Here is a 26,321-nt window from a genome sequence, read left to right on the forward strand (position 1 = left end):
CGGGTTCCCCGGGGGTCAGCCCTGGTTCAGGCGCTCGAGCACGTGGCCGAGGACCTCGCCTGCGGGCAGCTTGGCGGCTTCGGCATCGCGCCGGCCCTGGTATTCGATCACGCCTTCCTTGAGCCCGCGGTCGCCGATGGTGACGCGGTGCGGCACGCCGATCAGTTCCCAGTCGGCGAACATCACGCCCGGGCGCTCGTCGCGGTCGTCGAGGATGGCGTCGACGCCGGTGGCGACGAGCGCGTCGTAGAGCTTCTGCGCCTCGTCGCGCACCGCCTGCGACTTGCCCCAGCCGACCGGGCAGACCACCACCTCGAAGGGTGCGATCGCGCGCGGCCAGACGATGCCGCGGGCGTCGTGGTTCTGCTCGATCGCGGCGCCCAGGATGCGGGTCACGCCGATGCCGTAGCAGCCCATTTCGAAGTGCTTGGGCTTGCCGTCCTCGTCGAGGAAGGTGGCGTTCATCGCCTTGGAGTACTTGGTGCCGAGGTAGAACACGTGACCGACCTCGATGCCGCGCTGGATGGCGAGCACGCCGCGGCCGTCCGGGCTGGGGTCGCCCTCGACGACGTTGCGCAGGTCGGCGACCTGGTCGGGCTCGGGCAGGTCGCGGCCCCAGTTCACGCCGGTGAAGTGGAAGTCGGCCTCGTTGGCGCCGCAGATGAAGTCGGCCATGTGGGCGACCGTGCGGTCGGCGATGACCTTGACCGGCTTCTTCAGACCGATGGGGCCGAGGTAGCCCGGCTTGCAGCCGAAGTGTTCGAGGATCTCGGCCTCGGTGGCGAAGCGGAAGCCTGCCTTGAGGCCTTCCAGCTTGCCGGCCTTGACCTCGTTGAGGGCGTGGTCGCCGCGCACCAGCAGCAGCCACACGGTGACGCCGGCGGGCTTGCCCTTTTCATCGACATCGTCGGTGGCGAGTACCAGCGACTTCACCGTGGTCGCCAGCGGCACGCCCAGCAGCGCGGCGACGTCCTCGCAGGTCGCCTTGCCCGGTGTGGGGGTTTTTGCCAGCGCCCGGGCGGGCTCTGCGCGGCGGGCGAGCAGGGACACCGCCTCGGCGAGCTCGATGTTGGCAGCGTAGTCGGAGTCGGGGCAGTAGACGATGGCGTCCTCGCCGGTGTCGGCGATGACCTGGAACTCGTGCGAGCGGTCGCCGCCGATGGCGCCGGTGTCGGCCGCCACCGCGCGGTATTCGAGGCCGAGGCGGTCGAAGATGCGCTTGTAGGCGGCGAACATGATGTCGTAGCTGCGCCCGGCGGCTTCCTCGCTGCGGTCGAAGGAGTAGGCGTCCTTCATGGTGAATTCGCGCCCGCGCATGACGCCGAAGCGCGGCCGGCGTTCGTCGCGGAACTTGGTCTGGATCTGGTAGAAGTTCTTCGGCAGCTGGCGGTAGCTCTTGAGCTCCTGGCGCGCGATGTCGGTGACGACCTCCTCGGAGGTGGGTTGCAGCGCGAAGTCGCGCTCGTGGCGGTCCTTGAAGCGCAGCAGCTCGTCGCCCATCTTGTCCCAGCGCCCGGTCTCGTCCCACAGCTCGGCGGGCTGCACCATCGGCATGATCAGTTCCATGGCGCCGGCGCGGTCCATCTCCTCGCGCACGATGGCCTCGACCTTGCGGATCGCGCGCAGGCCCATCGGCATGTAGCTGTAGATGCCGGCGGCGACCTTGCGGATCATGCCGGCGCGCAGCATCAGCTTCTGGCTGACGACCTCGGCGTCGGAGGGGGCTTCCTTGAGGGTGAAGAGATGGAACTGGCTGGCGCGCATGGGAGTCTTCGGATCAGGCGTGGACAAGCGCGCGATTCTAGCGCATGGGGCCGGCGCGCAAGCGTTCCTCGACCTCCAGCTTAGTGGATGCACCGTGGCAGTGCGCTTTCATTGCGTCGCCAAGTGTGAAAAAATCGTGACCAATCAAACGAATTCGAAGGTTCGTCATGCTTGACCGTGAAGGCTTTCGCCCGAACGTCGGCATCATTCTGGTCAATGCGCGCAACGAGGTCTTCTGGGGCAAGCGCATCCGCGAACATTCCTGGCAGTTTCCACAAGGTGGCATCAAGCACGGCGAGTCGCCGGAGCAGGCCATGTATCGGGAACTCCACGAAGAGGTCGGCCTGCGGCCCGAGCACGTCAGGATCCTCGGCCGTACGCGCGGATGGTTGCGCTATGAGGTTCCCAAGCACTGGATCCGGCGCGAGTGGCGCAACACCTACCGTGGGCAGAAGCAGATCTGGTTCCTGCTCCGCCTGGTGGGGCGCGACTCCGACGTCTGTCTGCGCGCGAGCACTCATCCGGAATTCGATGCCTGGCGCTGGAGCAACTACTGGGTGCCGCTGGAAGCGGTGATCGAATTCAAGCGCCAGGTGTATCAGCTGGCCTTGATCGAACTGGCGCGCATCCTGTTTCGTTCGCGCAGCGTCGAGTTGCCGGACAGCTATCGACTGCCCGAACCGGAACCCGCTCCCGAGCCGGTGCGGGTGGTGCTCGGCGAGCGCGCCGAGCACGGACTGCGCGATGCGATGCGGAAGTAGCCCGACTCCGTCCTGCCGCACGGCGCAGGCCGGCGGCGGGCTGGCCCCGTGCGGCCGGCGCGTGCCCGCCGCGGCGGGACCGTGTGCCGTGGACGCGCCGGTCCTGCTTCGGCGCTGCCCGCTTCCTTCCTCCCCGATGCGGAGTTCCTACTCTTGAGTCCTTTCCCGAGCCGTTTCTTGCGCCCCTCGCTCGGTGCACTTCCACGCGCCGGCGTTGTCGCCCTCGCCCTCCTGTCGGCGCCCGCGTCCGCGGGGTTTCTGTCGGATGCCGATCCCGACTGGAAGGAGGGCGAGGCGACGATGCCGGCCGCGCCGCGCGAGGCCGCGCTGCGTGCGATCGACGTCGGCACGCCTTCTCCCAATGCCTTCTTCGTCGACGAGGACAGCGTCGGCGTCGGGGCGGATGGCGTGGTGCGCTACACCTTGGTCGTACGCACGCGCGGCGGCGCGGAGAACGTCAGCTTCGAGGGCATCCGCTGCGCCACCTTCGAGCGCCGGATCTACGCCAGCGGACGCAAGGACGGGACCTGGGCGGCGCTGAAAAACAGTGCCTGGCAGCCCATCGTCGAAAGCGGCTACAACCGCCCGCGCGCGGCGCTGGCGCACGACTATTTCTGCGACGGCCCGGCCGGGCCGCGCGACCGCGAGCATGCGTTGCGCCTGCTGCGGGAGCGGCGCGACCCCATCGACCCGTCTGGAGTGCATCAATGATCGATCAGGCCATCATCGAGTTCGACAAGGCCCTGCGGACGGTCTTCGCGTCGGCGCGCAGCGTGCGGGCGATGCCGGGCGAGGACGTGCCCGATGCCGAGCTGGGCGCAGCCGAGCGCAGCCACGCGGCGGCGCTGATGCGGGTGAATCATGTCGGCGAGGTGTGCGCGCAGGCGCTCTACCAGGGGCAGTCCATCATGTCGCGCGAGCCCGCGATTCGCGACACCCTGCGTCAGGCCGCGCAGGAGGAGACCGAGCACCTGGCGTGGACCGAGCGCCGCATCGCCGAGCTCGGTGGTCGCAAGAGCCTGCTCAATCCGCTGTGGTATGGCGGCGCGCTCGCCCTCGGGCTGGCGGCGGGGCGCTTCGGCGAGCGCTGGAACCTCGGCTTCCTGGCTGAGACCGAGCGCCAGGTCGAGCAGCACCTCAAGAGCCATCTCGACACCCTGCCGGCCGCGGATCGGCGCTCGCGCGCGATCGTCGAGCAGATGAAGGTGGACGAGGCCGAGCACGCCGCGACGGCGCTGCGCCTGGGTGCGCACGAGTTGCCGGCACCGGCGAAGGGGGCGATGAAGCTCGCCGCGCGGGTGATGACGACGCTCGCCTACCGGCTCTGAGCGATTCCCGTGCCCTCGTCCGCGTCGCGAGGGCAGCCTCGCGACGCCGCGATCCTCAGTCCGCCTCGACCAGCTCGACCTCGTGGATCATCTCGGCGGTCTTGCCGAGCATGATCGAGGCCGAGCAGTATTTTTCCGCCGACAGGTGCACCGCGCGCTCGACCGTCTCGCGCTTGAGCTTGCGACCGGTGATCGTGTAGATGAAGCGGATGCGGGTGAACACCTTGGGGTCGGACTCCGCGCGCTCGGCTTCGAGGCGCACGCTGCAGCCGCGCACATCGTGGCGTCCGCGCTTGAGGATCAGCATGACGTCGAAGGCGGTGCAGCCACCGGCGCCGGCCAGCAGCAACTCCATCGGCCGTGGAGCCAGGTTGCGCCCGCCGGCATCGGGCGCGCCGTCCATCGCGACGAGGTGGCCGGTGCCGGTTTCGGCGATGAAGCTCATGCCGTCGAGCCACTTGACCGTGCATTCCATGCTGTTCGCTCCTTCGGGTTCTGGTCCCGTTGTCGGGTTCGTTGGGGGTTGGGGCGGCATGTTACCGCAGCGCGTCATGGAGTTCGTGCGCCTCGCCTGGCGTCGCCGCATCCTTCGTGCCCGTGCCGACTTGCGGTTGAAACTTCCGGGCCCGAGGCGAGCGCGGCCGGGTTCAATACGGCTCCGTAGTGATGCACTGCAGCAAAACGGGGCGCAGGGAGGGGGGTGTCCGCGTCCGGGTGAGGGGCTTGGAGGTCGCGAAAAGAGCGAAAATTGATTTAAAACAAAAAGCTGCTTTGCGATAAAGCGAGCTGATCAATCAATCAAAACTTTTCTTCCGCGTCGCACAAAAATGCCTTGCACAGCCCGGGGTAGCTATGCATAATCCGTTCCAGTCGGATCGCAGACGCATCGACTCCCACGTCCGGGGTCGCGCCGATCCAAGCCGTGTCTCCTCCACCCTCCTCCTTTGGTGTGGATTTAACGCAGTCCGATCGGACTGCGTTTTTTTTGTTCTCCGCCCGCGTTCGCGCTTCGACGATTGACACGATTCATGTGTTGGAAGTAGGATTGCGAGCTTTCCGTTTGACGGCCATCTCCGACGGCCCGACAAAGATCGAGGATTCACATGAAGACGTTTTCCGCCAAGCCGCACGAGGTCAAGCGCGACTGGTTCGTTGTCGACGGCACGGACAAGGTGCTTGGCCGTCTCGCCGCCGAAGTCGCCCGCCGCCTGCGTGGCAAGCACAAGGCCATCTACACCCCGCACGTGGACACCGGCGACTTCATCGTCGTGGTCAACGTCGAAAAGCTGCGCGTGACCGGCAACAAGGCGCAGGACAAGAAGTACTACCGTCACTCGGGCTACCCGGGCGGTATCTACGAAACCAACTTCACCAAGCTCCAGCAGCGCTTCCCCGAGCGCGTGCTCGAGAAGGCGGTGAAGGGCATGCTGCCGAAGGGCCCGCTGGGCTACGCCATGCTGAAGAAGCTGAAGTGCTACGCGGGGCCGTCGCATCCGCACACCGCTCAGCAGCCGCAAGTTCTCGAGATCTGAAGGAGCCGACAATGGCTGTGACTTACAACTACGGTACCGGCCGCCGCAAGACTGCGGTCGCTCGCGTGTTCATCAAGCCGGGCACCGGCAACATCGTCGTCAATGGCAAGCCGGTCGACGAGTTCTTCTCGCGTGAAACCGGCCGCATGATCGTGCGCCAGCCGCTGGTCCTCACCGGCAACGAAGGCCGTTTCGACATCATGGTCAACGTCGTCGGCGGTGGCGAATCCGGTCAGGCGGGTGCGGTGCGTCACGGCATCACCCGCGCGCTGGTCGATTACGACGCCGGCCTGAAGGGCGACCTGCGTGCCGCCGGTTTCGTGACCCGCGACGCCCGCGAGGTCGAGCGCAAGAAGGTCGGCCTGCGCAAGGCCCGTCGCGCCAAGCAGTTCTCGAAGCGCTGATTCTCTTTATCGCGCATCGCAGTCCGGAAGCCGCCCCTTGGGCGGCTTTCGTGCTTGTGTGTCCCGCTCGCACGCGTTCTTGCAGTTCGGGGTGCGGCAGCCGTAACGAGGCGTTCACCGCCCGCGTCGGCCGATGATGAGATAATCGCGGTTCAGTCTTTCGTCGCGAGGAACGAGCATGGTCAAGGTTGGAATCGTAGGCGGTACCGGATATACCGGCGTCGAGCTCTTGCGTCTGCTGGCGCGCCACCCCGGGGTCGAGCTGACCGCGATCACCTCGCGCGGCGAGGCCGGCATGGCGGTCTCCGACATGTTCCCCAGCCTGCGCCGCCGGGTCGATCTCAAGTTCGTCACCCCGCAGGACGCCGCCCTGGAGAAGTGCGACGCGGTGTTCTTCGCCACGCCCAACGGCATCGCGATGAAGCAGGCGGCCGAGTTGGTCGCTGCCGGGGTGCGGGTGATCGACCTCGCCGCCGACTTCCGCATCCGCGACGTCGCCGAGTGGCAGAAGTGGTACGGCATGGAGCATGCGGCGCCGGAACTCGTCGCCGAGGCGGTGTATGGCCTGCCCGAGGTCAATCGCGCGCAGATCCGCGGCGCGCGCGTGCTCGCCAACCCGGGCTGCTACCCCACCGCGGTCCAGCTCGGCTTCCTGCCCTTGGTCGAGGCCGGGCTGATCGACACCGATCACCTGATCGCCGATGCCAAGTCGGGCGTCTCGGGCGCCGGCCGCAAGGCCGAGGTGCACACCCTGCTTCCGGAGGCCGCCGACTCCTTCAAGGCCTATGGCGTGCCGGGCCATCGCCATCTGCCGGAGATCCGTCAGGGGCTGGCTCTGGCCGCCGGGCACGCGGTCGGGCTGACCTTCGTGCCCCACCTGACGCCGATGATCCGCGGCATCCACGCCACGCTGTACGGTCGTCTGAAGCCGGGGGGCGACGCTGCCGACCTGCAGGGGCTGTACGAGAAGCGCTATGCTGGCGAGGCCTTCGTCGACGTCATGCCCGCGGGCAGCCATCCCGAGACGCGCTCGGTGCGCGCCTCCAACCTGTGCCGCATCGCGGTCCATCGCCCGCAGGGCGGCGACACCGTGGTGGTGTTGTCGGTGATCGACAATCTGGTCAAGGGCGCGGCAGGCCAGGCGGTGCAGAACCTCAACATCATGTTCGGTTTCGACGAGGAAACCGGGCTCGACATCGTGCCGGTCAGCCCCTGAGGGAACTGTTACGACCGGATTCGATCACATTTTGACGATTCAACCGCGGAAGGCGCATCATCCGCGGTGTTCCCCAGCAGAGGAGAAAACATGAGCGCAGAAGTCGCAACCCCGGAAATCATGGTCTTTACCGATAGCGCCGCGAACAAGGTTCGCGAGCTGATCGAAGAGGAAGGCAATCCCGACCTCAAGCTGCGCGTCTTCGTGTCGGGCGGCGGGTGTTCGGGCTTTCAGTACGGCTTCACTTTCGACGAGGAAGTGAACGAGGACGACACCACGTTCGAGAAGAACGGCGTGCTGCTGCTGGTCGATCCGATGAGCTACCAGTACTTGGTGGGCGCGGAGATCGACTACACCGAAGGCCTGGAAGGCTCGCAGTTCGTGATCCGCAATCCGAACGCGACCAGCACCTGCGGCTGCGGCTCGTCGTTCACGGTGTGAACGCGGTTGTCGCAAACAAAACGGGGCGCCGCGGCGCCCCGTTTGCTTTGGTCCGGCCGTGCGGTGCTCAGCGTGCGTCGGCGAGTTCGTAGTTGAGCAGCGCGAAGCGCTGGCGCAGATGCGCGGTGTTGCGCTTGAAGGCGGCGAGTTCCCGGTCATTGAAGGAGTCGGCCATCGGCAGCGCCACCGTCATCGGGTCGGCGGGGACGTCCTTCAGGCGCACCTCGTAGTGCAGGTGCGGCCCGGTGCACCAGCCTGTGCAGCCGACGTAGCCGATCAGATCGCCCTGGCTCACCGCCTGCCCCTTGGCGAGGCCCTTGGCGAAGCCGTTGAGGTGGGCGTAGTGGGTGGTGATATCGCTGCGGTGCTTGAGCACGATCAGGTTGCCGAAGCCACGCTGGGTGCCGATGAACTCGATGGTGGCGTCCGAGGTGGCCATCACCGGGGTGCCGACGGGTGCCGAGAAGTCGGTGCCGTTGTGGTCGCGCCAGTTGCCGTGGATCGGATGCAGGCGGCGGCCGAAGTTCGAGCTGACGCGCGAGAACTCCAGGGGCGAGCGCAGGAAGCCCTGCTGCAGGCTCTCGCCGTCGTCGCTGTAGTATTGCTCCTTGCCGCTCGGACCGCGATACAGCACCACCGCGTGGCGGTCGCCATTGTTGATGAATTCGGCCGCGAGGATGCGCCCGGCGCGCACCGGATTGCCTTCCTCGTAGATGGCCTCGTAGACCACGTTGAAGCGGTCGCCCTTGCGCAGGTCGGTGTGGAAGTCGATCCAGGTGCCGAAGATGGTGGCGAGCTGGGTCGCCACGTTGTCGGGCAGGCCGGCGTCGTCGGTGGCGCCGAAAAGCGAGTGGGTGATCGTACCCGAGCGCATCTCGACCATCGTGGTCTGGGTGGCGCCGCTGGATTCACGCAGCGCGAGGCCGGCGTCGTCGCGTTCGAGGACGACCTCGGCGTCCGTGTTGCCGACCGGCAGCGAGAAGCTGAGCAGACGGCCTTGCGGCGACACCACCGCGGTGACCGAGCGGCCCGCGCGCAGCTGGCGCAGCGCCTTGCGGCCGGCATCGGACGCGGAGAGGTGGGCGAGCGCCTCGGCGTCGTCGATGCGCAGGCGGTTGAACATCGCCTGCAGCGTGTCGCCGGCCTGGATGCGTTCGTAATGGACGAAGGGTAGCGAGGCGTCGGTGCCGGTGCGCGTGACCGCCGGCGCGGGCAGGGCCTCGACGACGCGCTCGACGAGCAGGTCCGAAGGCAGGCTGCCGGGTGCGACCGCGGTCGCGGCGACCACCCCGAGCATGGAAACCCCGGTGATACCGGCGGCAACCCAGGTTCGCGGGCGGGAGAGGAGACGAGCCGGGAGATCGGCTAGAATTCGGGTCTTTCTGGCCTTCATGGTCTCGGTGGGCTGGGATGTGGAAAAAAGTCGCGGAAGTGTAGCAAAGGTGCGCTTCGGTTCGGCAAAGTAATTTTGGAGAAATTGAATGTCTGATGTTCAGGCGGCGATCGACCTCATCAAGCGCGGCGCCGACGCCGTGCTGATCGAGGCCGAATTGGTCGAGAAGCTCAAGCGCGGCAAGCCCCTGCGGGTGAAGGCCGGCTTCGACCCCACCGCGCCCGATCTGCATCTCGGCCATACGGTCCTGATCAACAAGATGCGTCACTTCCAGGAACTCGGTCACCAGGTCCAGTTCCTGATCGGCGACTTCACCGGCATGATCGGCGACCCCAGCGGCAAGAACAGCACGCGCCCGCCGCTCTCGCGCGAGCAGATCCTCGAGAACGCCAGGACCTACCAGGAGCAGGTGTTCAAGATCCTCGACCCGGAGAAGACCGAGATCTGCTTCAACTCGGCCTGGATGAACGATCTCGGCGCCGCCGGCATGATCCGCCTGGCCGCGCAGCAGACCGTGGCGCGCATGCTCGAGCGCGACGACTTCGCCAAGCGCTACGGCAATAACCAGCCGATCGCGATCCACGAGTTCCTCTACCCGCTGTGCCAGGGCTACGACTCGGTGGCGATGAAGGCCGACGTCGAACTCGGCGGCACCGACCAGCGCTTCAACCTGCTGATGGGCCGCGAGCTGCAGAAGCATTACGGGCAGGAGCCGCAGTGCGTGGTGATGGTGCCGCTGCTCGAGGGCCTCGACGGCGTCAACAAGATGTCCAAGTCGCTCGGCAACTACATCGGCATCGCCGAGCCGGCCAAGGAGATCTTCGGCAAGACCATGTCGGTGTCCGACACCCTGATGTGGCGCTACTACGAGCTGCTGTCCTTCCGCTCCAGCGCCGAGATCGCGCAGCTGCGCGCCGACGTCGAGGGCGGGCGCAATCCCCGCGACGTCAAGGTGATGCTGGCGATGGAGTTCGTCGCCCGCTTCCACGGCCAGCGTGCGGCCGAGGAGGCGCTTGCCGACTTCGAGGCACGCTTCCAGCGCAACGCGATCCCCGATGACATCCCGCAGGTCAATGTGAACGTGGGCGCCGGCGGCCTGCCGCTGTTCCAGGTGCTCAAGCAGGCCGGGCTCACCGGCACCACCTCCGAGGCGATGCGCATGGTGGAGCAGGGCGGGGTGCGCATCGACGGCGAGCGCGCCGAGGACAAGGGCCTGCTGCTGCGTGCCGGCGAGACCGTGGTGCTGCAGGTGGGCAAGCGCAAGTTCGCCTCGGTGGTGCTGTCTTGACCGATCTCGTCCCCTGCAGCGGGGGCGGGCGATGAGCGCGGCTGCGCGCCCGATCGGGGTGTTCGATTCCGGCGTCGGCGGGCTCACCGTGGTGCGCGCGCTCATGGAGCGCCTGCCGCTCGAGGACATCGTCTACTTCGGCGACACCGCGCGCGTGCCCTACGGGGTGAAGTCGGTCGCCACGATCGAGCACTTCACCGCGCAGATCACCGAATTCCTGCTGCAGCGCGACGTCAAGATGCTGATCATCGCGTGCAACACCATGGCGGCGGTGGCGGCGGACGTGGTGCACCGGCTGGCCGCCGGCATCCCGGTGCTCGACGTCATCGAGGCCGGCGCGCGCGCCGCGGTGGCGGCCTCGCCGGGACGGCGCATCGGTGTCATTGGCACGCCGACCACGATCAACAGCAACGCCTACGCGCGCCGCATGCACGAACTCGATCCGGCGGTGCGGGTGTATTCCCAGGCCTGCCCGCTGTTCGTGCCGCTGGTCGAGGAAGGCTGGCTGGACCACGAGGTGACCCGCCTCACCGCGCAGGAATACCTGCGCCCGGTGCTCGCCGAGGAGGTCGACAGCCTCGTGCTGGGCTGCACCCATTACCCGCTGCTCAAGCCCCTGCTACGCGACGTCGCCGGGGCGCGCGTGCGCCTGATCGACTCGGCGCTGACCACCGCGGAGTTGGCCGCCGAGCGCCTGCAGCTGTCCGGGCTGGCGCGCGGTGGCGGGGGCGTCGCAGATTACCGCTTCGTGGTGAGCGACGTGCCGCTGCGCTTCCAGACCATCGGCGAGCGCTTTCTGGGGCGTTCGCTCGGTGCGGTGGAGAAGGTCGATTGGTAGTGCGTCGCTTGCGACGCGGGGAGGTCCGGGCCGCCCTGGGCGGCCCGCGCGCTTTCAGGCCGGGCCGCGTGCCATCGGCCGCGTGGGATCTGCGCACCACTCGCTCCACGAACCCGCATACAGGCGCGAGCCGGTCAGCCCGGCGGCCTCCATCGCGAGCAGGTTCACGCAGGCGGTGACGCCCGAGCCGCACTGGTGCACCACCTGGCGCGGCGTGTATGCGCCGAGCAGGCTGGCGAACTCTTCGCGCAGTACCGAGGCCTGCTTGAAGCAGCCGCGCGCGTCGAGGTTGTCGCGGAAGAAGCGGTTGCGTGCGCCGGGGATGTGCCCGCCCACCGGATCGAGCACCTCGTTCTCGCCGCGGAAGCGGTCGGGGCTGCGCGCATCGAGCAGCAGCATGTCGCGGCGGCCGAGATGTTGCTGCACGTACTGGGTATCGACCCGGTCCGGACGCAGCGCCAGCGTATAGGTCGCGGGGCGCGCACGCGGCGGCTCGTCGTCGAGCGCGAGCCCGGCCGCCATCCAGGCCTGCAGGCCGCCATCGAGTACCGCGACGCGATGATGGCCGAGCCAGCGCAGCATCCACCACAGGCGCGCGGCGAACATGCCGCCGGCGTCGTCGTAGGCGACCACCTGGCTATGGTTGCCCACGCCGCAGGCGGCGAGCCGGGCGGCGAGGCTGGCGGGATCGGGCAGGGGGTGACGGCCGTTGCGGCCGGTCTTCGGCCCCGACAACCCGGTCTCCAGGTCGATGAAAAAGGCCCCCGGCACGTGCGCGACGTCGTAGGCGCGCTGGCCGAAGACCGGATCGACGAGGTCGGCACGGCAGTCGAACACGACCCAGTCGGCGTCGCGCAGGTGCTGCGCGAGATCGATCGCACCGATCAGCGTCGCGTAGGAAGCGTTCACTGCGCGCTTCCCGTGGTCTCTGCGGTCGTTTCGGCGGCGAGCCAGGCGCGTGCCTCGTCCTCGTCGTCGAAGACCTTGACCTCGGCGGTGACGAAGAGCTGCGACACCCATGCGCTCCAGGTCAGCCACTGGTCTTCCGTGAGTACCGCGATGCGGCGGAAATCGCCCGCGTGCTGGCGCGAGAACTTGATCTCCTCCCACGCCACGTCGAGCGTGAAGCCCGCCATCTGGCGCAGGTCGAAGAGCAGGTCGACCGGTCCGCTGAACTGCACCCGGTAATTGACCACGTCTTCGAACTCCTTGTAGTCGGCGAGGGTGAATTCGCCGAAGACGACGAGCGAGACGAGTTTGTCGGTGCTCTCGGTGCTGATCATGGCAGCCTCCCTGGAGGTGATCGGAGATGCCCCCACTATAGTCCGCGCACCGGCGGGGCTCAATCCGTCGCGACGGCACGGGCCGGCAGCGGTGCCGGCTTCGGGGTGGCGAGCGAGACGCCGATCGCGCCGGCCACGATCAGGCCGACCGCGAGCCAGGACGAGGCCGGCATGAGTTCGTCCCACAGCAGCATGCCGAACACGCTGGCGAAGATCACGGTGGCGTAGCTCAGGTTGGCCGACACCACGGTGCGCCCGTAGCGGTAGGAGCGCGTCATCGCGAGCTGGGCGAGCCCACCGAAGAGGCCGACGCCGAGCAGCGTGGCGAGTTGCCCGGCATCGGGGCGGTGCAACTCGCCGGCGAGTGCCCACGCCAGGCCCATCGTCGAGGTCATCACCGAGAACCAGAACACCGTGCGAACTTCCGGCTCGCCGGCACGGCCGAGCTCGCGCAGGCTCACGTAGGCGAGGCTGGCCAGGGCACCCGAGCCCAGTCCGGCGAGCGCGCCCAGCCATTGCTCGGGCTGCAGCGTGGGGCGCAGCAGCAATACCACACCGGCGAAGCCGGCGAGGATCGCGAGCACGGCGATGGCGCGCAGGCGCTCGCCGAAGAACAGCGCCAGCACCAGGGCGACGAAGAGCGGCGAGGTGTAGTTGAGCGTGACCGCGGTCGCCAGCGGCAGCAGGCCGATCGCGAAGAAGTAGCAGCCGAGCGCGATCGAGCCCGACACGCTGCGCGACAGGTGCATCTTCCAGTGCGGCGTCTTGAGGCCGATACCGCGGCTCGCCGCCAGTCCGACCATCATCAGCATGCTCACGAGCCCGCGCCAGAACACGATCTCGCCGGTCGAGAACGCCCCCGAGGCGAGCTTCACGCACACGCCCATGCAGGCGAACAGGAAGCAGGAGACGATCATCCAGAAGGCGGGCATGGCGGTTGTTGCGCTGCAACGAAGGGGACTCCATTGAATCACATCGTGGCTTTCCCGGGTGGCGGCGGGGCGCGTCCGGCGCTAGGCTCGCGGTATCGCGGTCAGCCCCCGTGCGGAGTCGCCATGGCCTACCTGCTCGCCCTCGACCAGGGCACCACCAGCTCGCGCGCGATCGTGTTCGACGCCGATGGCCGCGTGCGCGGCCTCGCCCAGCAGGCATTCGCGCAGCACTTCCCTGCGCCCGACCGGGTCGAGCACGATCCCCAGGACATCCTGCGTACCCAGCTCGACTGCGCCCGCGAGGCGCTCGCCAATGCCGGCGTGGCCGCACGCGAGGTGGCGGCGATCGGCATCGCCAACCAGCGCGAGACCACCGTGCTGTGGGAGCGCGCCAGTGGACGCGCCCTCGCCCCCGCGATCGTCTGGCAGGACCGCCGCACCGCGGTAGAGTGCGAGCGCCTGCGCGCCGCGGGCTGCGCAGAGGACGTGCGCGCGCGCACCGGGCTGGAGCTCGATCCCTATTTCTCCGCCACCAAGCTCGCCTGGCTGCTCGACCACGTTCCCGATGCGCGCGTGCGCGCCGAGCGCGGCGAGCTCGCCTTCGGCACCATCGACAGCTGGCTGCTGTGGCATCTGAGCGGCGGCCGGCTGCACCTGACCGATGCGGGCAACGCCGCGCGCACGCTGCTCTTCAACCTCCACACGCTGGACTGGGATCCGGTGTTGCTCAAGCGCTTCCGCATCCCGCCCGTGCTGCTGCCGCGCGTGGTGGCGAGCAGCGGGGTGTGCGGCGAGACCGATCCGGCGCTGTTCGGTGCCGCGATCCCGATCGCCGGCATCGGCGGCGACCAGCAGGCGGCGACCTTCGGCCAGGCCTGCCTCGCCCCGGGCATGGCGAAGAACACCTACGGCACCGGCTGCTTCCTGCTCATGAACACCGGCCATGTGCCGGTGGCGTCCGCGCACCGGCTATTGACCACCGTGGGGTGGACCGGGGTGGATGCGGCGCCCAGCTACGCGCTCGAGGGCAGCGTGTTCATGGGCGGTGCGGTGGTGCAGTGGTTGCGTGACGGCCTCGGGCTGGTGAAGCGCGCGTCCGAGGTCGAGGCCTTGGCGGCGAGCGTGCCCGACAGCGGTGGGGTGGTGCTGGTGCCGGCCTTCACCGGGCTGGGCGCGCCGTACTGGGACCCGCACGCGCGCGGCACCCTGCTCGGCCTGTCGCGTGGCAGCGGTGCGGCGCACATCGCGCGTGCGGCACTGGAGGCGATCGCCATGCAGAGCGCCGACCTCGTCCAGGCGATGGCACGCGACGGCGCCGCGCCGCTCGCCGAGCTGCGCGTCGATGGCGGCGCCGCGGCCAACGACCTGCTGATGCAGATGCAGGCCGACCTGCTCGGCGTGCCGGTGCTGCGTCCGCGCCTGCTCGAGACCACCGCCTTCGGCGCCGCCTGCCTGGCTGCGCTTGGCTGCGGGCTGTGGAAGCGGCCGCAGGAGATCGCCACGCACTGGCAACTCGACCGCCGCTTCGAGCCGCGCTGGCCGGCGGCACGGCGCGACGAGGCACGCGCCGTGTGGGTGCGCGCGGTCGAGCGTGCGCGGGCGTGGGCGCAGGACTGAGCGGCTCGCGCCGGTCGCGCTCATGGAATCCGTCCATCCGCACGCCCGTCGTCGGCTTCTCGCCCGCCTCGCCGACGCGCGCGCGGTCGACCTCGTCGTGGTCGGCGGCGGTGCCACCGGGCTGGGCTGCGCGCTCGACGCGGCGGCGCGTGGCCATTCGGTGCTGCTGGTGGAGGCGCGCGACTTCGCCGCCGGCACCAGCTCGCGCTCGACCAAGCTGATCCACGGCGGCGTGCGCTACCTCGCCCAGGGCCGCATCGGCCTGGTGCGCGAAGCCTTGCGCGAGCGCGGGCGCCTGCTGCGCAACGCGCCCGCGCTGGTGCATCCGCTGCGCTTCGTGGTGCCGGCGCGCAACCTGGCGGAGCGGCTCCTGCTGCGTCTCGGGCTCGGCGCCTACGACGCGCTAGCGGGTCGGGACGGGCTGGGCGGCTGCACGCTGCTCGACGCAGCCGGGCTGCATGCGGCGCTGCCCGGATTGCGCGAGGAGGGGCTGGGCGGCGGCGTGGCCTTCCGCGATGCCCAGTTCGACGACGCCGGCCTGGCGCTCGCGCTGGCGCGCACGGCGAGCGCCCACGGTGCGCTGCTGCTCAACCACTGCGCCGCGCACGAGCTGGTGGTGGAAGACGGTCGGCTGCGCGGCGTGGTGGTGCGCGAGGCCGAGGGTGGGCAAGCGCACCATGTCGCTGCGCGCGCGGTGATCAACGCCACCGGGGTGTGGGGCGACACGCTGCGCCGACGTGCCGATCCGGCCGCCCGCGCGCTGCTGCGCCCGAGCCAGGGCGTGCATCTGGTGGTCGACGCCGACTGTCTGCCCGGCAGCGACGCGCTGCTGGTGCCGCGCACCCCGGACGGACGCGTGCTGTTCATGATTCCCTGGTGCGGAAAGGTGCTGATCGGCACCACCGACACCCCGCGCGCCGATACGCCGGCGGAGCCCGAGCCGCTCGCGGGCGAGGTGGACGAGCTGCTGGCCGCCGCTGCGCGCTGGCTGCGTCGGCCGCCGGCGCGCGAGGCCGTGCGCAGCGTCTTCGTCGGCCTGCGGCCCTTGCTCGGCGAGGATGGAGGCGATGGTGCAAGCAGCCGGCTCTCGCGCGAGCACCGCGTCGAGGTCTCGGCGCAGGGCCTGGTCAGCGTGCTGGGCGGCAAATGGACCACCTATCGCGCCATGGCCGAGCAGGCGGTAGATGCGGCCGAGGTGGTAGGCGGGCTGGCGCGGCGGGCATCGCCGACCGCCTCGCTGGCGCTCGATTGCGGAGTGTGCGCGGGGGAGGCGGGCGAGGCGGACTTGCCGGGCGCGCCTCCGGGGCTTCCCCCCGGCGTGCTGCCCGGCGCCGCGGCGGTGCGGCGCGCGCTGCGCGAGGACTTCGCCCTTTCCGTCGAGGACGTGCTCGCGCGCCGCAGCCGCGCGCTTTTCCTCGATGCCGCGGCGGCCGCGGCGGTGGCGCCTGCTGTGGCCGACCTCCTCGCGGCGGAACTCGGCTGGAGCGCGCAGCGGCGCGCGGCCGAGCTCGCGACCTTCCGCGCGCTCGCCGCGCGCTACGGCACGCGCAGCCGCACGACCGCCTCCAGCCCGCCGTCGGGGTGATTGCGCAGCGTGACCTCGCCGCCCTGGGCATGCAGCAGGTTGCGCGTGATCGCCAGCCCGAGCCCGGTCCCACCGGTCTCGCGGTTGCGCGAGGCTTCGGTGCGGTAGAAGGGCTCGAACACCTTCTCGAGCTCGTCCTCCGCGAGGCCGGGGCCGTGGTCGCGGACGCGGATCTCGCAGTGCTCGCCCACGCAGGCCAGCGCCACCTCGACCTTGCCGCCGAACTTCACTGCGTTCTCGATGAGGTTCCACAGCGCGCGGCGCAGCGCCGAGGGGTTGCCGACGATGCGGCCCTGCGCTCCCTCGGGCACGCGCACGGTCCAGCCCATGTCGCGCGCATCCTCGGCGAGGGCCTGCAGCAGGGGGCCGAGCTCGATCGCCTGCGCCGGACTGCGTTCGTCCAGGCTGCGCGCGTAGGCGAGGCCTTCCTTCACCAGGCCCTGCATGGCGTCGAGGTCGGACTGGATGCGCGCGCGCAGGCCCTCGTCGTCGACCATTTCGGCGCGCAGGCGCAGGCGGGTGATCGGCGTCTGCAGGTCGTGGGAGATCGCTGCCAGGATGCGGGTACGCTCGGCGACGTGCTCGGCGACACGCTGCTGCATCTGGTTGAAGGCGGCGGCGGCCTGGGCGACCTCGGTGGGGCCGCGCGTGTCCATGGGTGCGCGCGTCGGGTCCTCGCCGAGCGCGCGCGCCGCCTCCGCCATGCGCGACAGCGGCCGGGTGGCGATGCGCACCGCGATCCAGGTGAGCAAGCCTACCCCCAGCACCAGCGCGGCGAGGGCGGCGAGGAAGGGGCCGCGCTGATGCGGCATGATCGGCGGCAACGGCGGGATGCCCGGCAGGCGGACCTGCAGCGGGGTGCCGTCGGCGAGCGCGAGCACGATCGCCAGGCCGGGGTGGGGGCGGTCGTCGCGCGGATGGGTGTACAGCGTGGCCGGGCGTTGCGGCATGGCCTCGCGCAGCGCGGTCTGCAGCGGGTGGTCGTCGGCTAGCGGACGCAGGTGATCGTGCGGTGGGCGCAGCGCGAGGCGCAGGCGGCGGCGGCCGATCTCGTCGATCCAGCGCTCGCGCTCGGGCGGCGACATGCGGTCGAGCAGCTCGGCGACGCTGGCGATCTCCTGCGCCACGCCCTCGAACAGCGCACTGCGCCCGATGCGCTCGCGCTCGCCGAGGAAGAGCGCGAGGCTCACCGCCAGCACGAGTGTCATGCCGACCAGCCAGATCAGCATCAGGCGGGCGAACAGGCTGCGCGGCAGCGGCAGGCTCATCGCGCGCCGCTCCCGTCGGTGTCCGCGGTCTCGGCGACGACCTCGGCGGCGAGCACGTAGCCCTCGTTGCGCACGGTCTTGATGATCGCCGGTTCGCGCGCGTTGTCGCCGAGGCGCTGGCGCAGCCGGCTCACCAGCAGGTCGATCGAGCGATCGAACACGTCGGCCTCGCGTCCCTGGGTGAGTTCCATGAGCTGGTCGCGCGACAGCACCTTCTGCGGGTGCGACAGGAAGACCGCGAGCATGCGGTACTCGGCGCCGGAGAGCGCGACCACCGTGCCCTCGGCGTCGACCAGGTGGCGGTTGATCGTGTCCAGGCGCCAGTGCGCGAAGCGCAGCAGGCGCGCGTTGGCGGGCGGGGCGGCGTCGAGGTTGGGCGGCAACGCGCGGGTGCGGCGCAGCACCGCGCGGATGCGGGCGAAGAGCTCGCGCGGCACGAAGGGCTTGGCGAGGTAGTCGTCGGCACCCATCTCGAGGCCGATGATGCGGTCCATGTCCTCGCCGCGCGCGGTGAGCATCAGGATCGGGGTGTTGGCGTGCGGCCCGCCGCTCGCGCGCAGGTTGCGGCACAGGGTGAGTCCATCCTCGCCGGGCATCATCAGGTCGAGCACGATGAGGTCGATGCGGTGGGTCTCGAGCGCTGCCTTCATCTCGCGCCCGTCGGCCGCGGTGGTGCAGCGCAGTCCCTGCTTCTCGAGGTAGTCGGCAAGCAGCTGGCGGATGTCACGGTCGTCGTCGACGATGAGGATGTGGTCGGACGTATTCATGCGGTGTTCTCCATGGCCTGGATCATAAGGCGGGGTGGGTCCGGCTTTGTATCCCAGCGTATCTGCGGGCGCTGCCGAGACATCAGGCTGCAAACGCGTGCCGCGCGGACAAATCCGGCTTACATCGCGGTGTTCAAATGGCTCCGTCGCCCGAACGGACGGGCAACACGGACAAGCAACCCACAGGAGAGCCATCATGAAAAACTGGATCAAGACCTCGATCGCCGCCGCCATCATCGCCACCGGCGCCATCGGCAGCACCGCAGCGCTGGCCTGGGGCGGCCATTGCGACGGCCCGCGCGGCGGCAAGGCCGGCTGGTCGCAGATGGCGCCCGAGCAGATGAAGGCGAAGATGGCCGCGCGCGCCGAGCTGCACATGGCACGCCTCGAACTGGCGCTGGCCCTGGCGCCCGAGCAGAAGCCCGCCTTCGAGCGCTTCAAGGCCGACATGAAGTCGCGCGCCGAGCGCATGGGCAGCATGATGGCCGAGCGCCGCGCCGCCGAGCCGCCGAAGACGGCGATCGAGCGCATGCAGCGCATGGAGGAGATGAGCAAGCTGCGCCAGGCCGAGATGGGCGAGGCGCGCAAGTCGGTCGAGACCTTCTATGCGACGCTGAGCGATGCGCAGAAGACGGTGTTCGATGCGGAGTTCGAGAAGATGGGCCGCAAGGGCGAGCGCGGCATGAAGGGCGGCGGTCCGCGCGACGGTGGCAGCATGGGGCCGGGCCGCGGCTGACGCCTCGCCGCATCCGCGGCTTGTCTCGAGGTCCGGGGCCGTCCTTCGGGAGGGCCCCGGTGTATTCGGGCAGGCGCGGCGCAAGTCGCGATCGGGCGGTCCCGCACACTGCAGTCCCGCCCGGATCCTGCGTGGCTCTGCGGGAACTGCGGGTGCGATGACGCCAGATCGGTTTGCGGGTCATCGTCGAAAAACGAAAAAGGCCACCCCGCAGGGTGGCCTTCCGTCTCCTCCCCCGTTATGAGGGAAGCAGTCTCTTAGTGGAACTGCTCTTCTTCGGTCGAGCCCGTCAGCGCCTTGACCGAGGACGAGCCACCCTGGATCACGGTGGTGACGTCGTCGAAGTAGCCGGCGCCGACTTCCTGCTGGTGCGACACGAAGGTGTAGCCCTGCTCGCGAGCGGCGAATTCCGGTTCCTGCACCATCTCGGTGTAGTGCTTCATGCCTTCGCCGCGGGCGTAGGCGTGGGCGAACTTGAAGGTGTTGAACCAGTTGATGTGGATGCCGGCCAGGGTGATGAACTGGTACTTGTAGCCCAGCGCCGAGAGTTCGTCCTGGAACTTGGCGATGGTCTTGTCGTCCAGGTTCTTCTTCCAGTTGAAGGACGGCGAGCAGTTGTAGGACAGCAGCTTGCCGGGGTGGGCGGCATGCACGGCCTGGGCGAACTCGCGGGCGAAGCCCAGGTCCGGGGTACCGGTCTCGCACCACACCAGGTCGGCGTAGGGGGCGTAGGCGACGCCGCGGCTGATCGATTGCTCGAGGCCGTTCTTGACACGGTAGAAGCCTTCCTGGGTGCGCTCACCGGTAAGGAAGGGCTTGTCGTTGGCGTCGTGGTCGGAGGTGATGAGGTTGGCGGCTTCGGCGTCGGTGCGGGCCAGGATGATGGTCGGCACACCCATGACGTCGGCGGCGAAGCGGGCGGCGATCAGCTTCTCGCAGGCTTCCTGGGTCGGCACCAGCACCTTGCCGCCCATGTGGCCGCACTTCTTCACGGCAGCGAGCTGGTCTTCGAAATGCACACCGGCGGCGCCGGCGGCGATCATGTTCTTCATCAGCTCGAAGGCGTTCAGCACGCCGCCGAAACCGGCCTCGGCGTCGGCGACGATCGGCAGGAAGTAGTCGACGAATTCCTTGTCGCCCGGGTTGATGCCACGCGACCACTGGATCTCGTCGGCACGCTTGAAGGTGTTGTTGATGCGGCGAACCATGGTCGGGACCGAGTCGTAGGCGTACAGCGACTGGTCGGGATACATGGTCTCGGAGGTGTTGCCGTCGGCGGCGACCTGCCAGCCGGACAGATACACGGCTTCGAGACCGGCCTTGGCCTGCTGCATCGCCTGACCGGCGGTGATCGCGCCGAAGGCGTTCACATAGCCCTTCTTGGCGCCGCCATTGACACGCTCCCACAGCAGCTTGGCACCACGCTGGGCCAGGGTGTACTCGGGCTGCAGGCTGCCACGCAGGCGGACCACGTCGGCCGCGGAGTAGCCGCGCTTGATGCCTTTCCAACGGGGATTCTCGGCCCAGTCTTTTTCGAGGGCGGCGATTTGCTGTTCGCGGGTCAGGGTCATGATGCGTCCTTATGAATGCAGGAGGGGGTCAGGCATCGCGGCGGGTTCAGGCACCGGTCGCGGTGTTCCGGCTGCAGCGGTTTTCGAGGGAGAAAGGACACTGCAGATGGGAAGAGAGTATAGGAGGCATTCCGCGCAGCAGCAATATGTCTTATATAAGACATAAGAAAAAATCTTTTCTATCTAAAACAAAGGCTTGTTAAACGCGTTTTGTATCGTGAAAAGAAATGGAGCGCTGTGAAACGGAAAGGCGGCGTCGCTCTGCTGCATTGCACGCCCGGCGGTTCCGGTAGGCGCGACGCGAGTCGCGATCCCTCCTCCGGGCGCTTGCGGTGCGTCGAGGGCCTCACATGGGCAGCGAAGCAAGCCCGGCGCCGCTCAGAGCAAGGGCTCCGCGCTTACGACCACGCCGTCCTCGTCGGCGTAGACGTGGTGGCCGGGCTGGAAGGTGACGCCGCCGAAGCCCACCGGGATGTCAACCTCGCCGACGTTGCGCTTGACGGTCTTCTTCGGGTGGGTGCCGAGGGCGAAGACGCCGAGGTCCATCTCGCCGATCGCCTTGGAGTCGCGGATGCAGCCGTACACGAGGATGCCGGCCCAGCCATTCTTCACCGCGAGTTCGGCGAGCTGGTCGCCGACCAGGGCGCAGCGCATCGAGGCGCCGCCGTCGATCACCAGCACGCGGCCATTCCCGGGTCCTTCCAGTGCCTTGCGGACGAAGGAGTTGTCCTCGAAGATCTTCAGCGTGGCGATCGGTCCACCGAAGGACGGGCGGCCGCCGTAGCTGGCGAACATGGGGGCGACGACGGCGAGCTTGTCCTCGTGCGCGTCGCAGAGGTCGGCGGTCTGGATGTTCATGCGGGCTCCTCGAGAAAGAAGTGTGGCGATGCGCCGGATGGTCGGCGCGGGAGCAGGCATGATAAACGACGTGGCCAGGGGGGACTCCGCCGGGCGGGTGGGGCGGCCATGAAAAACGGCATGCCGCGTTTCCGCCGGCATGCCGTCTTGCGAGGAAGGGGCGGAATCAGGCCGTGGCCGCTTCCGTCTCCTCGAACACCAGCTTCACCTTGTCGTCCTCGTCGAGGTCGATGGTCACCTTGCCGCCATTGACGAGCCGCCCGAACAGCAACTCGTCGGCCAGTGCCGAGCGGATGGTGTCCTGGATCAGACGGGCCATCGGGCGCGCGCCCATCAGCGGATCGAAGCCCTTCTCGGCCAGCCAGGCCTTGAGCTCGTCGCTGAAGTGGGCCTCGACCTTCTTCTCGTGCAACTGGGCCTCGAGCTGCATCAGGAACTTGTCCACCACGCGCAGGATGACCTCGTTGTCGAGCGCCTTGAACGAGATCATCGCGTCCAGCCGGTTGCGGAACTCCGGCGTGAACAGGCGCTTGATGTCGCCCATCTCGTCGCCCGGCTCGCGCTTGGCCGAGAAGCCGATCACCGACTTCTGCATCGCTTCGGCGCCCGCGTTGGTGGTCATGATGATGATCACGTTGCGGAAGTCCGCCTGGCGACCGTTGTTGTCGGTCAGCGTGCCGTGGTCCATGACCTGCAGCAGGATGTTGTAGATGTCCGGATGTGCCTTCTCGATCTCGTCGAGCAGCAGCACGCTGTGCGGCTTCTTGGTGATCTGCTCGGTGAGCAGGCCGCCCTGGTCGAAGCCGACGTAGCCCGGGGGCGCGCCGATCAGGCGGCTGACTGCGTGCCGTTCCATGTATTCGGACATGTCGAAGCGCACCAGCTCGATGCCCAGCGTGTAGGCAAGCTGGCGGGCGACCTCGGTCTTTCCGACGCCGGTGGGGCCGGAGAACAGGAAGGAGCCGATCGGCTTCTGCGGGTTGCCGAGCCCGGAGCGCGACATCTTGATCGCCTTGGCAAGCGCCTCGATCGCGGCATTCTGGCCGAACACCACGTTCTTGAGATCGCGCTCGAGCGTCTTCAGCGCGGCCTTGTCGTCGTTGGACACGGTGCGCGGCGGGATGCGGGCGATCTTGGCAACGATCTCCTCGATCTCGTTCTTGCCGATGGTCTTCTTCTGTTTGGACTTGGGCAGGATGCGCTGCGCCGCCCCGGCCTCGTCGATGACGTCGATCGCCTTGTCGGGCAGGTGGCGGTCGTTGATGTACTTGGCCGACAGCTCCGCCGCGCTGGAGAGTGCAGAGCTGCTGTACTTGATGCCGTGGTGCTCCTCGAAGCGGCTCTTGAGCCCCTTGAGGATCTCGACGGTCTCGGCCACCGAGGGCTCCACCACGTCGATCTTCTGGAAGCGCCTCGAGAGCGCGTGGTCCTTCTCGAAAATCTGGCGAAACTCGTTGTAGGTGGTCGCGCCGATGCACTTCAACTGGCCCGAGGACAGCGCCGGCTTGAGCAGGTTGGACGCATCCAGCGTGCCGCCCGAGGCCGCACCGGCGCCGATCAGGGTGTGGATCTCGTCGATGAAGAGGATCGCGTTCGGGTTCTCGATGAGCTGCTTGAGCACGGCCTTGAGGCGCTGCTCGAAATCGCCGCGGTACTTGGTGCCGGCGAGCAGCGCACCCATGTCGAGCGCGAACACCTGCGCGTTCTCGAGGATCTCGGGCACGCGGCCCTCGACGATGCGACGCGCAAGGCCTTCGGCAATCGCGGTCTTGCCCACGCCGGCCTCGCCGACCAGCAGCGGGTTGTTCTTGCGCCGGCGGCACAGGGTCTGGATGACACGCTCGACCTCCTTCTCGCGGCCGATCAACGGGTCGATCTTGCCGACCAGCGCCTGCTGGTTGAGGTTCTGCGTGTAGCTCTCCAGCGCACCGCCGGAGGACTTCTCTTCCTGCTCCTGCTCGCCCTGCTCGGGTTCGCTGCGACCCTGCGGCGGGTTGCCCTGGGGCGGCGCCTTGGCGATGCCGTGGGAGATGAAGTTCACCACGTCGAGACGCGAGATGTTCTGCTTCTGCAGGTAATACACCGCGTGCGAGTCCTTCTCGCCGAAGATCGCCACCAGCACGTTTGCGCCGGTGACCTCCTTCTTGCCCGAGGACTGCACATGCAGGATCGCGCGCTGGATCACGCGCTGGAAGCCCAGCGTGGGCTGGGTGTCGATCTCGTCCGTGCCTTCGATGCGCGGGGTGTGTTCTTCGATGAAACCGGTCAGTTCGCGACGCAACTCGTCGATGTTGGCGGCACACGCCTTCAGCACCTGGGCGGCGGAAGGGTTGTCCAGCAGGGCAAGCAGAAGATGCTCCACGGTGATGAACTCGTGGCGCTTCTGCCGTGCCTCGACGAAAGCCATGTGCAGGCTGACTTCAAGCTCTTGCGCGATCATTCAATTTTCCTCCATCACGCATGCCAGCGGATGTTGATGCTGACGAGCAAACGAGGTGACCTGCTCCACCTTGGTCGTGGCGATGTCCCTGGGAAAGACGCCGCATACCCCCATGCCCTCTCTGTGGACTTGGAGCATGACTCGCGTGGCACGTTCGCGATCCATGCCGAAATATTTCTGCAGGACGACGATGACGAAATCCATCGGCGTGTAGTCGTCGTTCAACAGCATGACCTTGAAGAGCGGGGGCGGGCGCGTGCGCGTCCGCTTGGCTTCCAGGACCAGATCGTCTTGTTTTCGGGTGCCCATAAAATCATTCTAATGAAGTCGAAGCAGAGTGCAACACGCGCTTCGTGTGCGCGTCGAGTCCCGGGAAAACCCCATGCAGAGTGTGGTTTGGCGCGCACTGCCCGAAACAGGCTTCTTGCGCTGCGGCATGAACGCATCTCCGCGCCAGGCGCGAAATCGCGCTCGGGATGGGGGTGGGTCCGTGCGCATTCATGTTGCGCTGCGCGATCGAAACCCCGCGAAATCCCGTTGACGCTGCCGTGCCGAATGCGTAAAAAAGAAGGCGAGCGCCGGCTCGAGCCTGATCCCGAGGGGCTTCCGGAGGTGGTTTTGGTCCCTGTCAGCGCCCACACGACCGCGGTTTGCGAAGGCCGCGGTGTAACAAGCAACCTTGAAGGATCCAAGCAATATGGCAACTGGTACCGTGAAGTGGTTCAACGATTCCAAGGGTTTCGGTTTCATCACGCCGGATGATGGAAGTGAAGACCTGTTCGCACATTTCTCCGCCATCACGATGAGCGGTTTCAAGAGCCTGAAGGAAGGCGAGAAGGTCTCCTTCGACGTCACCCAGGGTCCCAAGGGCAAACAGGCCTCGAACATCCAGCGCGCGTGATTCCGCGGCGCATGTGATCGCGCCCGCCACTGCCGGTGGCGGGCGAAAAAACAGAAGGGCCATCGGATCTTCCGATGGCCCTTCCGGTTTTCTGGAGCTGCCGCGTTCTGCCGGGCGGTTGCGTGCAACCGCCGCGCCAAATCACTTCAGCTTCACTTCCTTGTACGGCACGTGCTTGCGCGCGACCGGGTCGTACTTGCTGAACTCGAGCTTCCCGGGTGTGGTGCGCTTGTTCTTCGAGGTGGTGTAGAAGTGACCCGTACCGGCGGTCGACTCCAGTTTGATCTTTTCGCGGATGCCCTTGGCCATGGCCTTCTCCGTTCAGTTCGGTTGCTTACAGCTTCTCGCCACGGGCGCGAAGCTCGGCAACGACGACGTCGATGCCTTTCTTGTCGATCGTGCGCAGACCCGCGTTGGACACGCGCAGGCGGATCCAGCGGTTCTCGCCTTCGCTCCAGAAGCGGCGGCTCTGCAGGTTGGGCAGGAAACGACGCTTGGTCTTGTTGTTGGCGTGGGAAACGTTATTTCCCACCATCGGTGCTTTACCGGTCACTTGGCAGACGCGAGCCATACGATGCTCCAGGGAATTCTGATTGCGGAAAACGTGCGAGGATAATGCAAGAAGCGCGGTCGAGGCAAGCCCCGCGTACCTTCGTCGTGTTCGCAGGGTGGAATGCCAGGCAGGGTCCGGGGCCGGAGCGGAAGGGCGGGCGGAACCTCAAAGCAGGCCGCGTTCGGCGAATGATACCGGATGACCGTGCGCCGGCACCACGAAATGATCGAGCACGCGCACGTCGACCAGGCCGAGAGCGTCCTTCAGCGCACGCGTGAGCAGCTCGTCGGCGGTGCTCGGCTCGGCGGCACCGGAGGGATGGTTGTGGGCGAGGATCACGGCCGCGGCGTTGCGCGCGAGGGCGAGCTTGACCACCTCGCGAGGATACACCGAGGTCTGCGTGAGCGTGCCGCGGAAGAGATCCACCGCCTCGATCAGGCAGTGGCGTGCGTCGAGCAGCAGCACGCAGAAGGTCTCGTGGGGCAGGTGTCCGAGGCGCAGGCGCAGCCAGTCGCGTACGACCTGGGGTGAATCGAACAGCGGGCGTGCAACCAGCGTCTCGGCGAGTGCCCGCCGCGACAGTTCCATGACCGCCTGCAGTTGGGCATACTTCGCCAGCCCCATGCCAGGTACCGCGGCGAACTCGTTCGCGTCGGCGCCGCACATGCGGGTCAGGGTGCCGAAGCGGGACAGCAGCGCGCGGGCGAGGTCGACCGCGCTCTGCCCGCGGATGCCCACGCGCAGGAAGATCGCCAGCAGCTCCGCGTCGGACAGCGCCGCGGCGCCGCGGGCGAGGAGCTTCTCGCGCGGACGTTCGTCCGCAGGCCAGTCGGTGATCGCCATCG

General features: G+C 68.0%; 28 protein-coding genes. 13 read left to right on the plus strand and 15 right to left on the minus strand.

The features are described from left to right. Nucleotides 1-15: 15 nt before the first annotated feature. Complete coding sequence (locus TMZ1T_RS06005; protein WP_004327533.1) at nt 16-1,764, minus strand: proline--tRNA ligase; 1,749 nt, start codon at nt 1,762-1,764, stop codon at nt 16-18. 167 nt (nt 1,765-1,931) lie between these two features. Here TMZ1T_RS06005 and TMZ1T_RS06010 point away from each other — a divergent pair, with 167 nt between their 5' ends. The 3 genes from TMZ1T_RS06010 (at nt 1,932) to coq7 (ending at nt 3,853) form a co-directional block, all read left to right on the plus strand. Next, nucleotides 1,932-2,525: an RNA pyrophosphohydrolase gene (locus tag TMZ1T_RS06010; RefSeq protein ID WP_004327532.1), complete on the plus strand. Its 594-nt coding sequence runs from the start codon at nt 1,932-1,934 to the stop codon at nt 2,523-2,525. 177 nt (nt 2,526-2,702) lie between these two features. Continuing rightward, on the plus strand, nt 2,703-3,236 hold the full coding sequence (locus tag TMZ1T_RS06015; protein ID WP_004317034.1) for a CNP1-like family protein: 534 nt from the start codon (nt 2,703-2,705) through the stop codon (nt 3,234-3,236). Then, the gene (gene coq7 / locus TMZ1T_RS06020; RefSeq protein WP_012584932.1) at nt 3,233-3,853 is read left to right on the plus strand and encodes a 2-polyprenyl-3-methyl-6-methoxy-1,4-benzoquinone monooxygenase; all 621 of its coding nucleotides are present in this window, start codon (nt 3,233-3,235) and stop codon (nt 3,851-3,853) included. Before TMZ1T_RS06015 ends, coq7 begins: the two co-directional genes overlap by 4 nt. Nucleotides 3,854-3,908: 55 nt before the next feature. On the opposite strand, the gene TMZ1T_RS06025 is transcribed toward coq7, so the two are convergent. Next, nucleotides 3,909-4,328, minus strand: coding sequence for an OsmC family protein (locus TMZ1T_RS06025; protein ID WP_004317038.1), 420 nt, complete (start codon nt 4,326-4,328; stop codon nt 3,909-3,911). Between the two features lie 628 nt (nt 4,329-4,956). Here TMZ1T_RS06025 and rplM point away from each other — a divergent pair. The 4 genes from rplM (at nt 4,957) to erpA (ending at nt 7,446) form a co-directional block, all read left to right on the plus strand. Next, entirely contained in the window at nt 4,957-5,385 is a 429-nt protein-coding gene (gene rplM, locus TMZ1T_RS06030; protein WP_004258894.1) for a 50S ribosomal protein L13, read from the plus strand. A gap of 11 nt (nt 5,386-5,396) precedes the next feature. After that, nucleotides 5,397-5,789 (plus strand): 30S ribosomal protein S9, encoded by a 393-nt coding sequence (gene rpsI / locus TMZ1T_RS06035; RefSeq protein ID WP_004317040.1) that lies wholly within the window; start codon nt 5,397-5,399, stop codon nt 5,787-5,789. A 178-nt stretch (nt 5,790-5,967) separates the two neighbouring features. Beyond that, nucleotides 5,968-7,005 (plus strand): N-acetyl-gamma-glutamyl-phosphate reductase, encoded by a 1,038-nt coding sequence (gene argC, locus TMZ1T_RS06040; RefSeq protein WP_012584933.1) that lies wholly within the window; start codon nt 5,968-5,970, stop codon nt 7,003-7,005. 90 nt (nt 7,006-7,095) lie between these two features. Beyond that, complete coding sequence (gene erpA / locus TMZ1T_RS06045) at nt 7,096-7,446, plus strand: iron-sulfur cluster insertion protein ErpA (protein ID WP_004317044.1); 351 nt, start codon at nt 7,096-7,098, stop codon at nt 7,444-7,446. A 67-nt stretch (nt 7,447-7,513) separates the two neighbouring features. Here erpA and TMZ1T_RS06050 read toward each other — a convergent pair whose 3' ends face one another. Further along, on the minus strand, nt 7,514-8,743 hold the full coding sequence (locus TMZ1T_RS06050) for a peptidoglycan DD-metalloendopeptidase family protein (RefSeq protein ID WP_004317046.1): 1,230 nt from the start codon (nt 8,741-8,743) through the stop codon (nt 7,514-7,516). Between the two features lie 184 nt (nt 8,744-8,927). On the opposite strand from TMZ1T_RS06050, the gene tyrS reads away from it, so the two are divergent. Both tyrS and murI read left to right on the plus strand, forming a co-directional pair. After that, nucleotides 8,928-10,127 carry a tyrosine--tRNA ligase gene (tyrS, locus tag TMZ1T_RS06055; protein ID WP_004317048.1) on the plus strand — a complete coding sequence of 400 codons (1,200 nt, stop codon included), beginning with the start codon at nt 8,928-8,930 and terminating at the stop codon, nt 10,125-10,127. A gap of 31 nt (nt 10,128-10,158) precedes the next feature. Then, complete coding sequence (murI, locus tag TMZ1T_RS06060) at nt 10,159-10,965, plus strand: glutamate racemase (protein ID WP_004317050.1); 807 nt, start codon at nt 10,159-10,161, stop codon at nt 10,963-10,965. A gap of 54 nt (nt 10,966-11,019) precedes the next feature. Here murI and TMZ1T_RS06065 read toward each other — a convergent pair whose 3' ends face one another. The 3 genes from TMZ1T_RS06065 to TMZ1T_RS06075 are packed head-to-tail and all read right to left on the minus strand — an operon-like array spanning nt 11,020 to nt 13,180. Beyond that, the gene (locus tag TMZ1T_RS06065) at nt 11,020-11,874 is read right to left on the minus strand and encodes a sulfurtransferase (RefSeq protein WP_004317051.1); all 855 of its coding nucleotides are present in this window, start codon (nt 11,872-11,874) and stop codon (nt 11,020-11,022) included. After that, nucleotides 11,871-12,248: a SpoIIAA family protein gene (locus TMZ1T_RS06070; RefSeq protein WP_004317053.1), complete on the minus strand. Its 378-nt coding sequence runs from the start codon at nt 12,246-12,248 to the stop codon at nt 11,871-11,873. Before TMZ1T_RS06070 ends, TMZ1T_RS06065 begins: the two co-directional genes overlap by 4 nt. A 59-nt stretch (nt 12,249-12,307) precedes the next feature. Continuing rightward, nucleotides 12,308-13,180 carry a DMT family transporter gene (locus tag TMZ1T_RS06075; protein ID WP_004317054.1) on the minus strand — a complete coding sequence of 291 codons (873 nt, stop codon included), beginning with the start codon at nt 13,178-13,180 and terminating at the stop codon, nt 12,308-12,310. 123 nt (nt 13,181-13,303) lie between these two features. On the opposite strand from TMZ1T_RS06075, the gene glpK reads away from it, so the two are divergent. Together glpK and TMZ1T_RS06085 are read left to right on the plus strand one after the other, a co-directional pair. Continuing rightward, entirely contained in the window at nt 13,304-14,797 is a 1,494-nt protein-coding gene (gene glpK, locus TMZ1T_RS06080; protein WP_004317056.1) for a glycerol kinase GlpK, read from the plus strand. A gap of 22 nt (nt 14,798-14,819) precedes the next feature. Further along, nucleotides 14,820-16,382 (plus strand): glycerol-3-phosphate dehydrogenase/oxidase, encoded by a 1,563-nt coding sequence (locus tag TMZ1T_RS06085; RefSeq protein WP_012584935.1) that lies wholly within the window; start codon nt 14,820-14,822, stop codon nt 16,380-16,382. Here the strand turns inward: TMZ1T_RS06085 and TMZ1T_RS06090 are convergent. Further along, a complete protein-coding gene (locus TMZ1T_RS06090; RefSeq protein WP_004321262.1) occupies nt 16,334-17,650 on the minus strand; it encodes an ATP-binding protein in 1,317 nt (438 codons plus the stop codon). The genes TMZ1T_RS06085 and TMZ1T_RS06090 overlap by 49 nt on opposite strands. Beyond that, nucleotides 17,647-18,417 carry a response regulator gene (locus TMZ1T_RS06095; protein ID WP_004321260.1) on the minus strand — a complete coding sequence of 257 codons (771 nt, stop codon included), beginning with the start codon at nt 18,415-18,417 and terminating at the stop codon, nt 17,647-17,649. Before TMZ1T_RS06095 ends, TMZ1T_RS06090 begins: the two co-directional genes overlap by 4 nt. 196 nt (nt 18,418-18,613) lie before the next feature. Here TMZ1T_RS06095 and TMZ1T_RS06100 point away from each other — a divergent pair, with 196 nt between their 5' ends. Further along, nucleotides 18,614-19,153: a Spy/CpxP family protein refolding chaperone gene (locus TMZ1T_RS06100; protein ID WP_004321258.1), complete on the plus strand. Its 540-nt coding sequence runs from the start codon at nt 18,614-18,616 to the stop codon at nt 19,151-19,153. A gap of 257 nt (nt 19,154-19,410) precedes the next feature. On the opposite strand, the gene aceA is transcribed toward TMZ1T_RS06100, so the two are convergent. The 4 genes from aceA to clpS all read right to left on the minus strand — a co-directional run bounded on the left by aceA (nt 19,411) and on the right by clpS (nt 24,331). Then, entirely contained in the window at nt 19,411-20,724 is a 1,314-nt protein-coding gene (aceA, locus tag TMZ1T_RS06105; protein WP_004321256.1) for an isocitrate lyase, read from the minus strand. Nucleotides 20,725-21,102: 378 nt separating this feature from the next. Continuing rightward, complete coding sequence (rraA, locus tag TMZ1T_RS06110; RefSeq protein ID WP_004321254.1) at nt 21,103-21,582, minus strand: ribonuclease E activity regulator RraA; 480 nt, start codon at nt 21,580-21,582, stop codon at nt 21,103-21,105. Between the two features lie 166 nt (nt 21,583-21,748). Then, nucleotides 21,749-24,022, minus strand: coding sequence for an ATP-dependent Clp protease ATP-binding subunit ClpA (clpA, locus tag TMZ1T_RS06115; RefSeq protein WP_004321251.1), 2,274 nt, complete (start codon nt 24,020-24,022; stop codon nt 21,749-21,751). Further along, nucleotides 24,023-24,331, minus strand: coding sequence for an ATP-dependent Clp protease adapter ClpS (clpS, locus tag TMZ1T_RS06120; RefSeq protein WP_004321249.1), 309 nt, complete (start codon nt 24,329-24,331; stop codon nt 24,023-24,025). Nucleotides 24,332-24,719: 388 nt separating this feature from the next. On the opposite strand from clpS, the gene TMZ1T_RS06125 reads away from it, so the two are divergent. After that, nucleotides 24,720-24,923: a cold-shock protein gene (locus TMZ1T_RS06125; RefSeq protein WP_004321247.1), complete on the plus strand. Its 204-nt coding sequence runs from the start codon at nt 24,720-24,722 to the stop codon at nt 24,921-24,923. Nucleotides 24,924-25,064: 141 nt separating this feature from the next. Here the strand turns inward: TMZ1T_RS06125 and rpmG are convergent, their stop codons facing one another. From rpmG to radC, 3 genes are all read right to left on the minus strand, one after another. Further along, nucleotides 25,065-25,232, minus strand: coding sequence for a 50S ribosomal protein L33 (gene rpmG, locus TMZ1T_RS06130; RefSeq protein ID WP_004321245.1), 168 nt, complete (start codon nt 25,230-25,232; stop codon nt 25,065-25,067). Nucleotides 25,233-25,257: 25 nt separating this feature from the next. Next, nucleotides 25,258-25,494 carry a 50S ribosomal protein L28 gene (gene rpmB, locus TMZ1T_RS06135; RefSeq protein WP_002924478.1) on the minus strand — a complete coding sequence of 79 codons (237 nt, stop codon included), beginning with the start codon at nt 25,492-25,494 and terminating at the stop codon, nt 25,258-25,260. 147 nt (nt 25,495-25,641) lie between these two features. Further along, entirely contained in the window at nt 25,642-26,319 is a 678-nt protein-coding gene (gene radC / locus TMZ1T_RS06140; protein ID WP_004321243.1) for a RadC family protein, read from the minus strand. Nucleotides 26,320-26,321: the final 2 nt, after the last annotated feature.

The sequence above is a fragment of the Thauera aminoaromatica genome (genome assembly GCF_000021765.1).
GTDB lineage: Bacteria > Pseudomonadota > Gammaproteobacteria > Burkholderiales > Rhodocyclaceae > Thauera > Thauera aminoaromatica.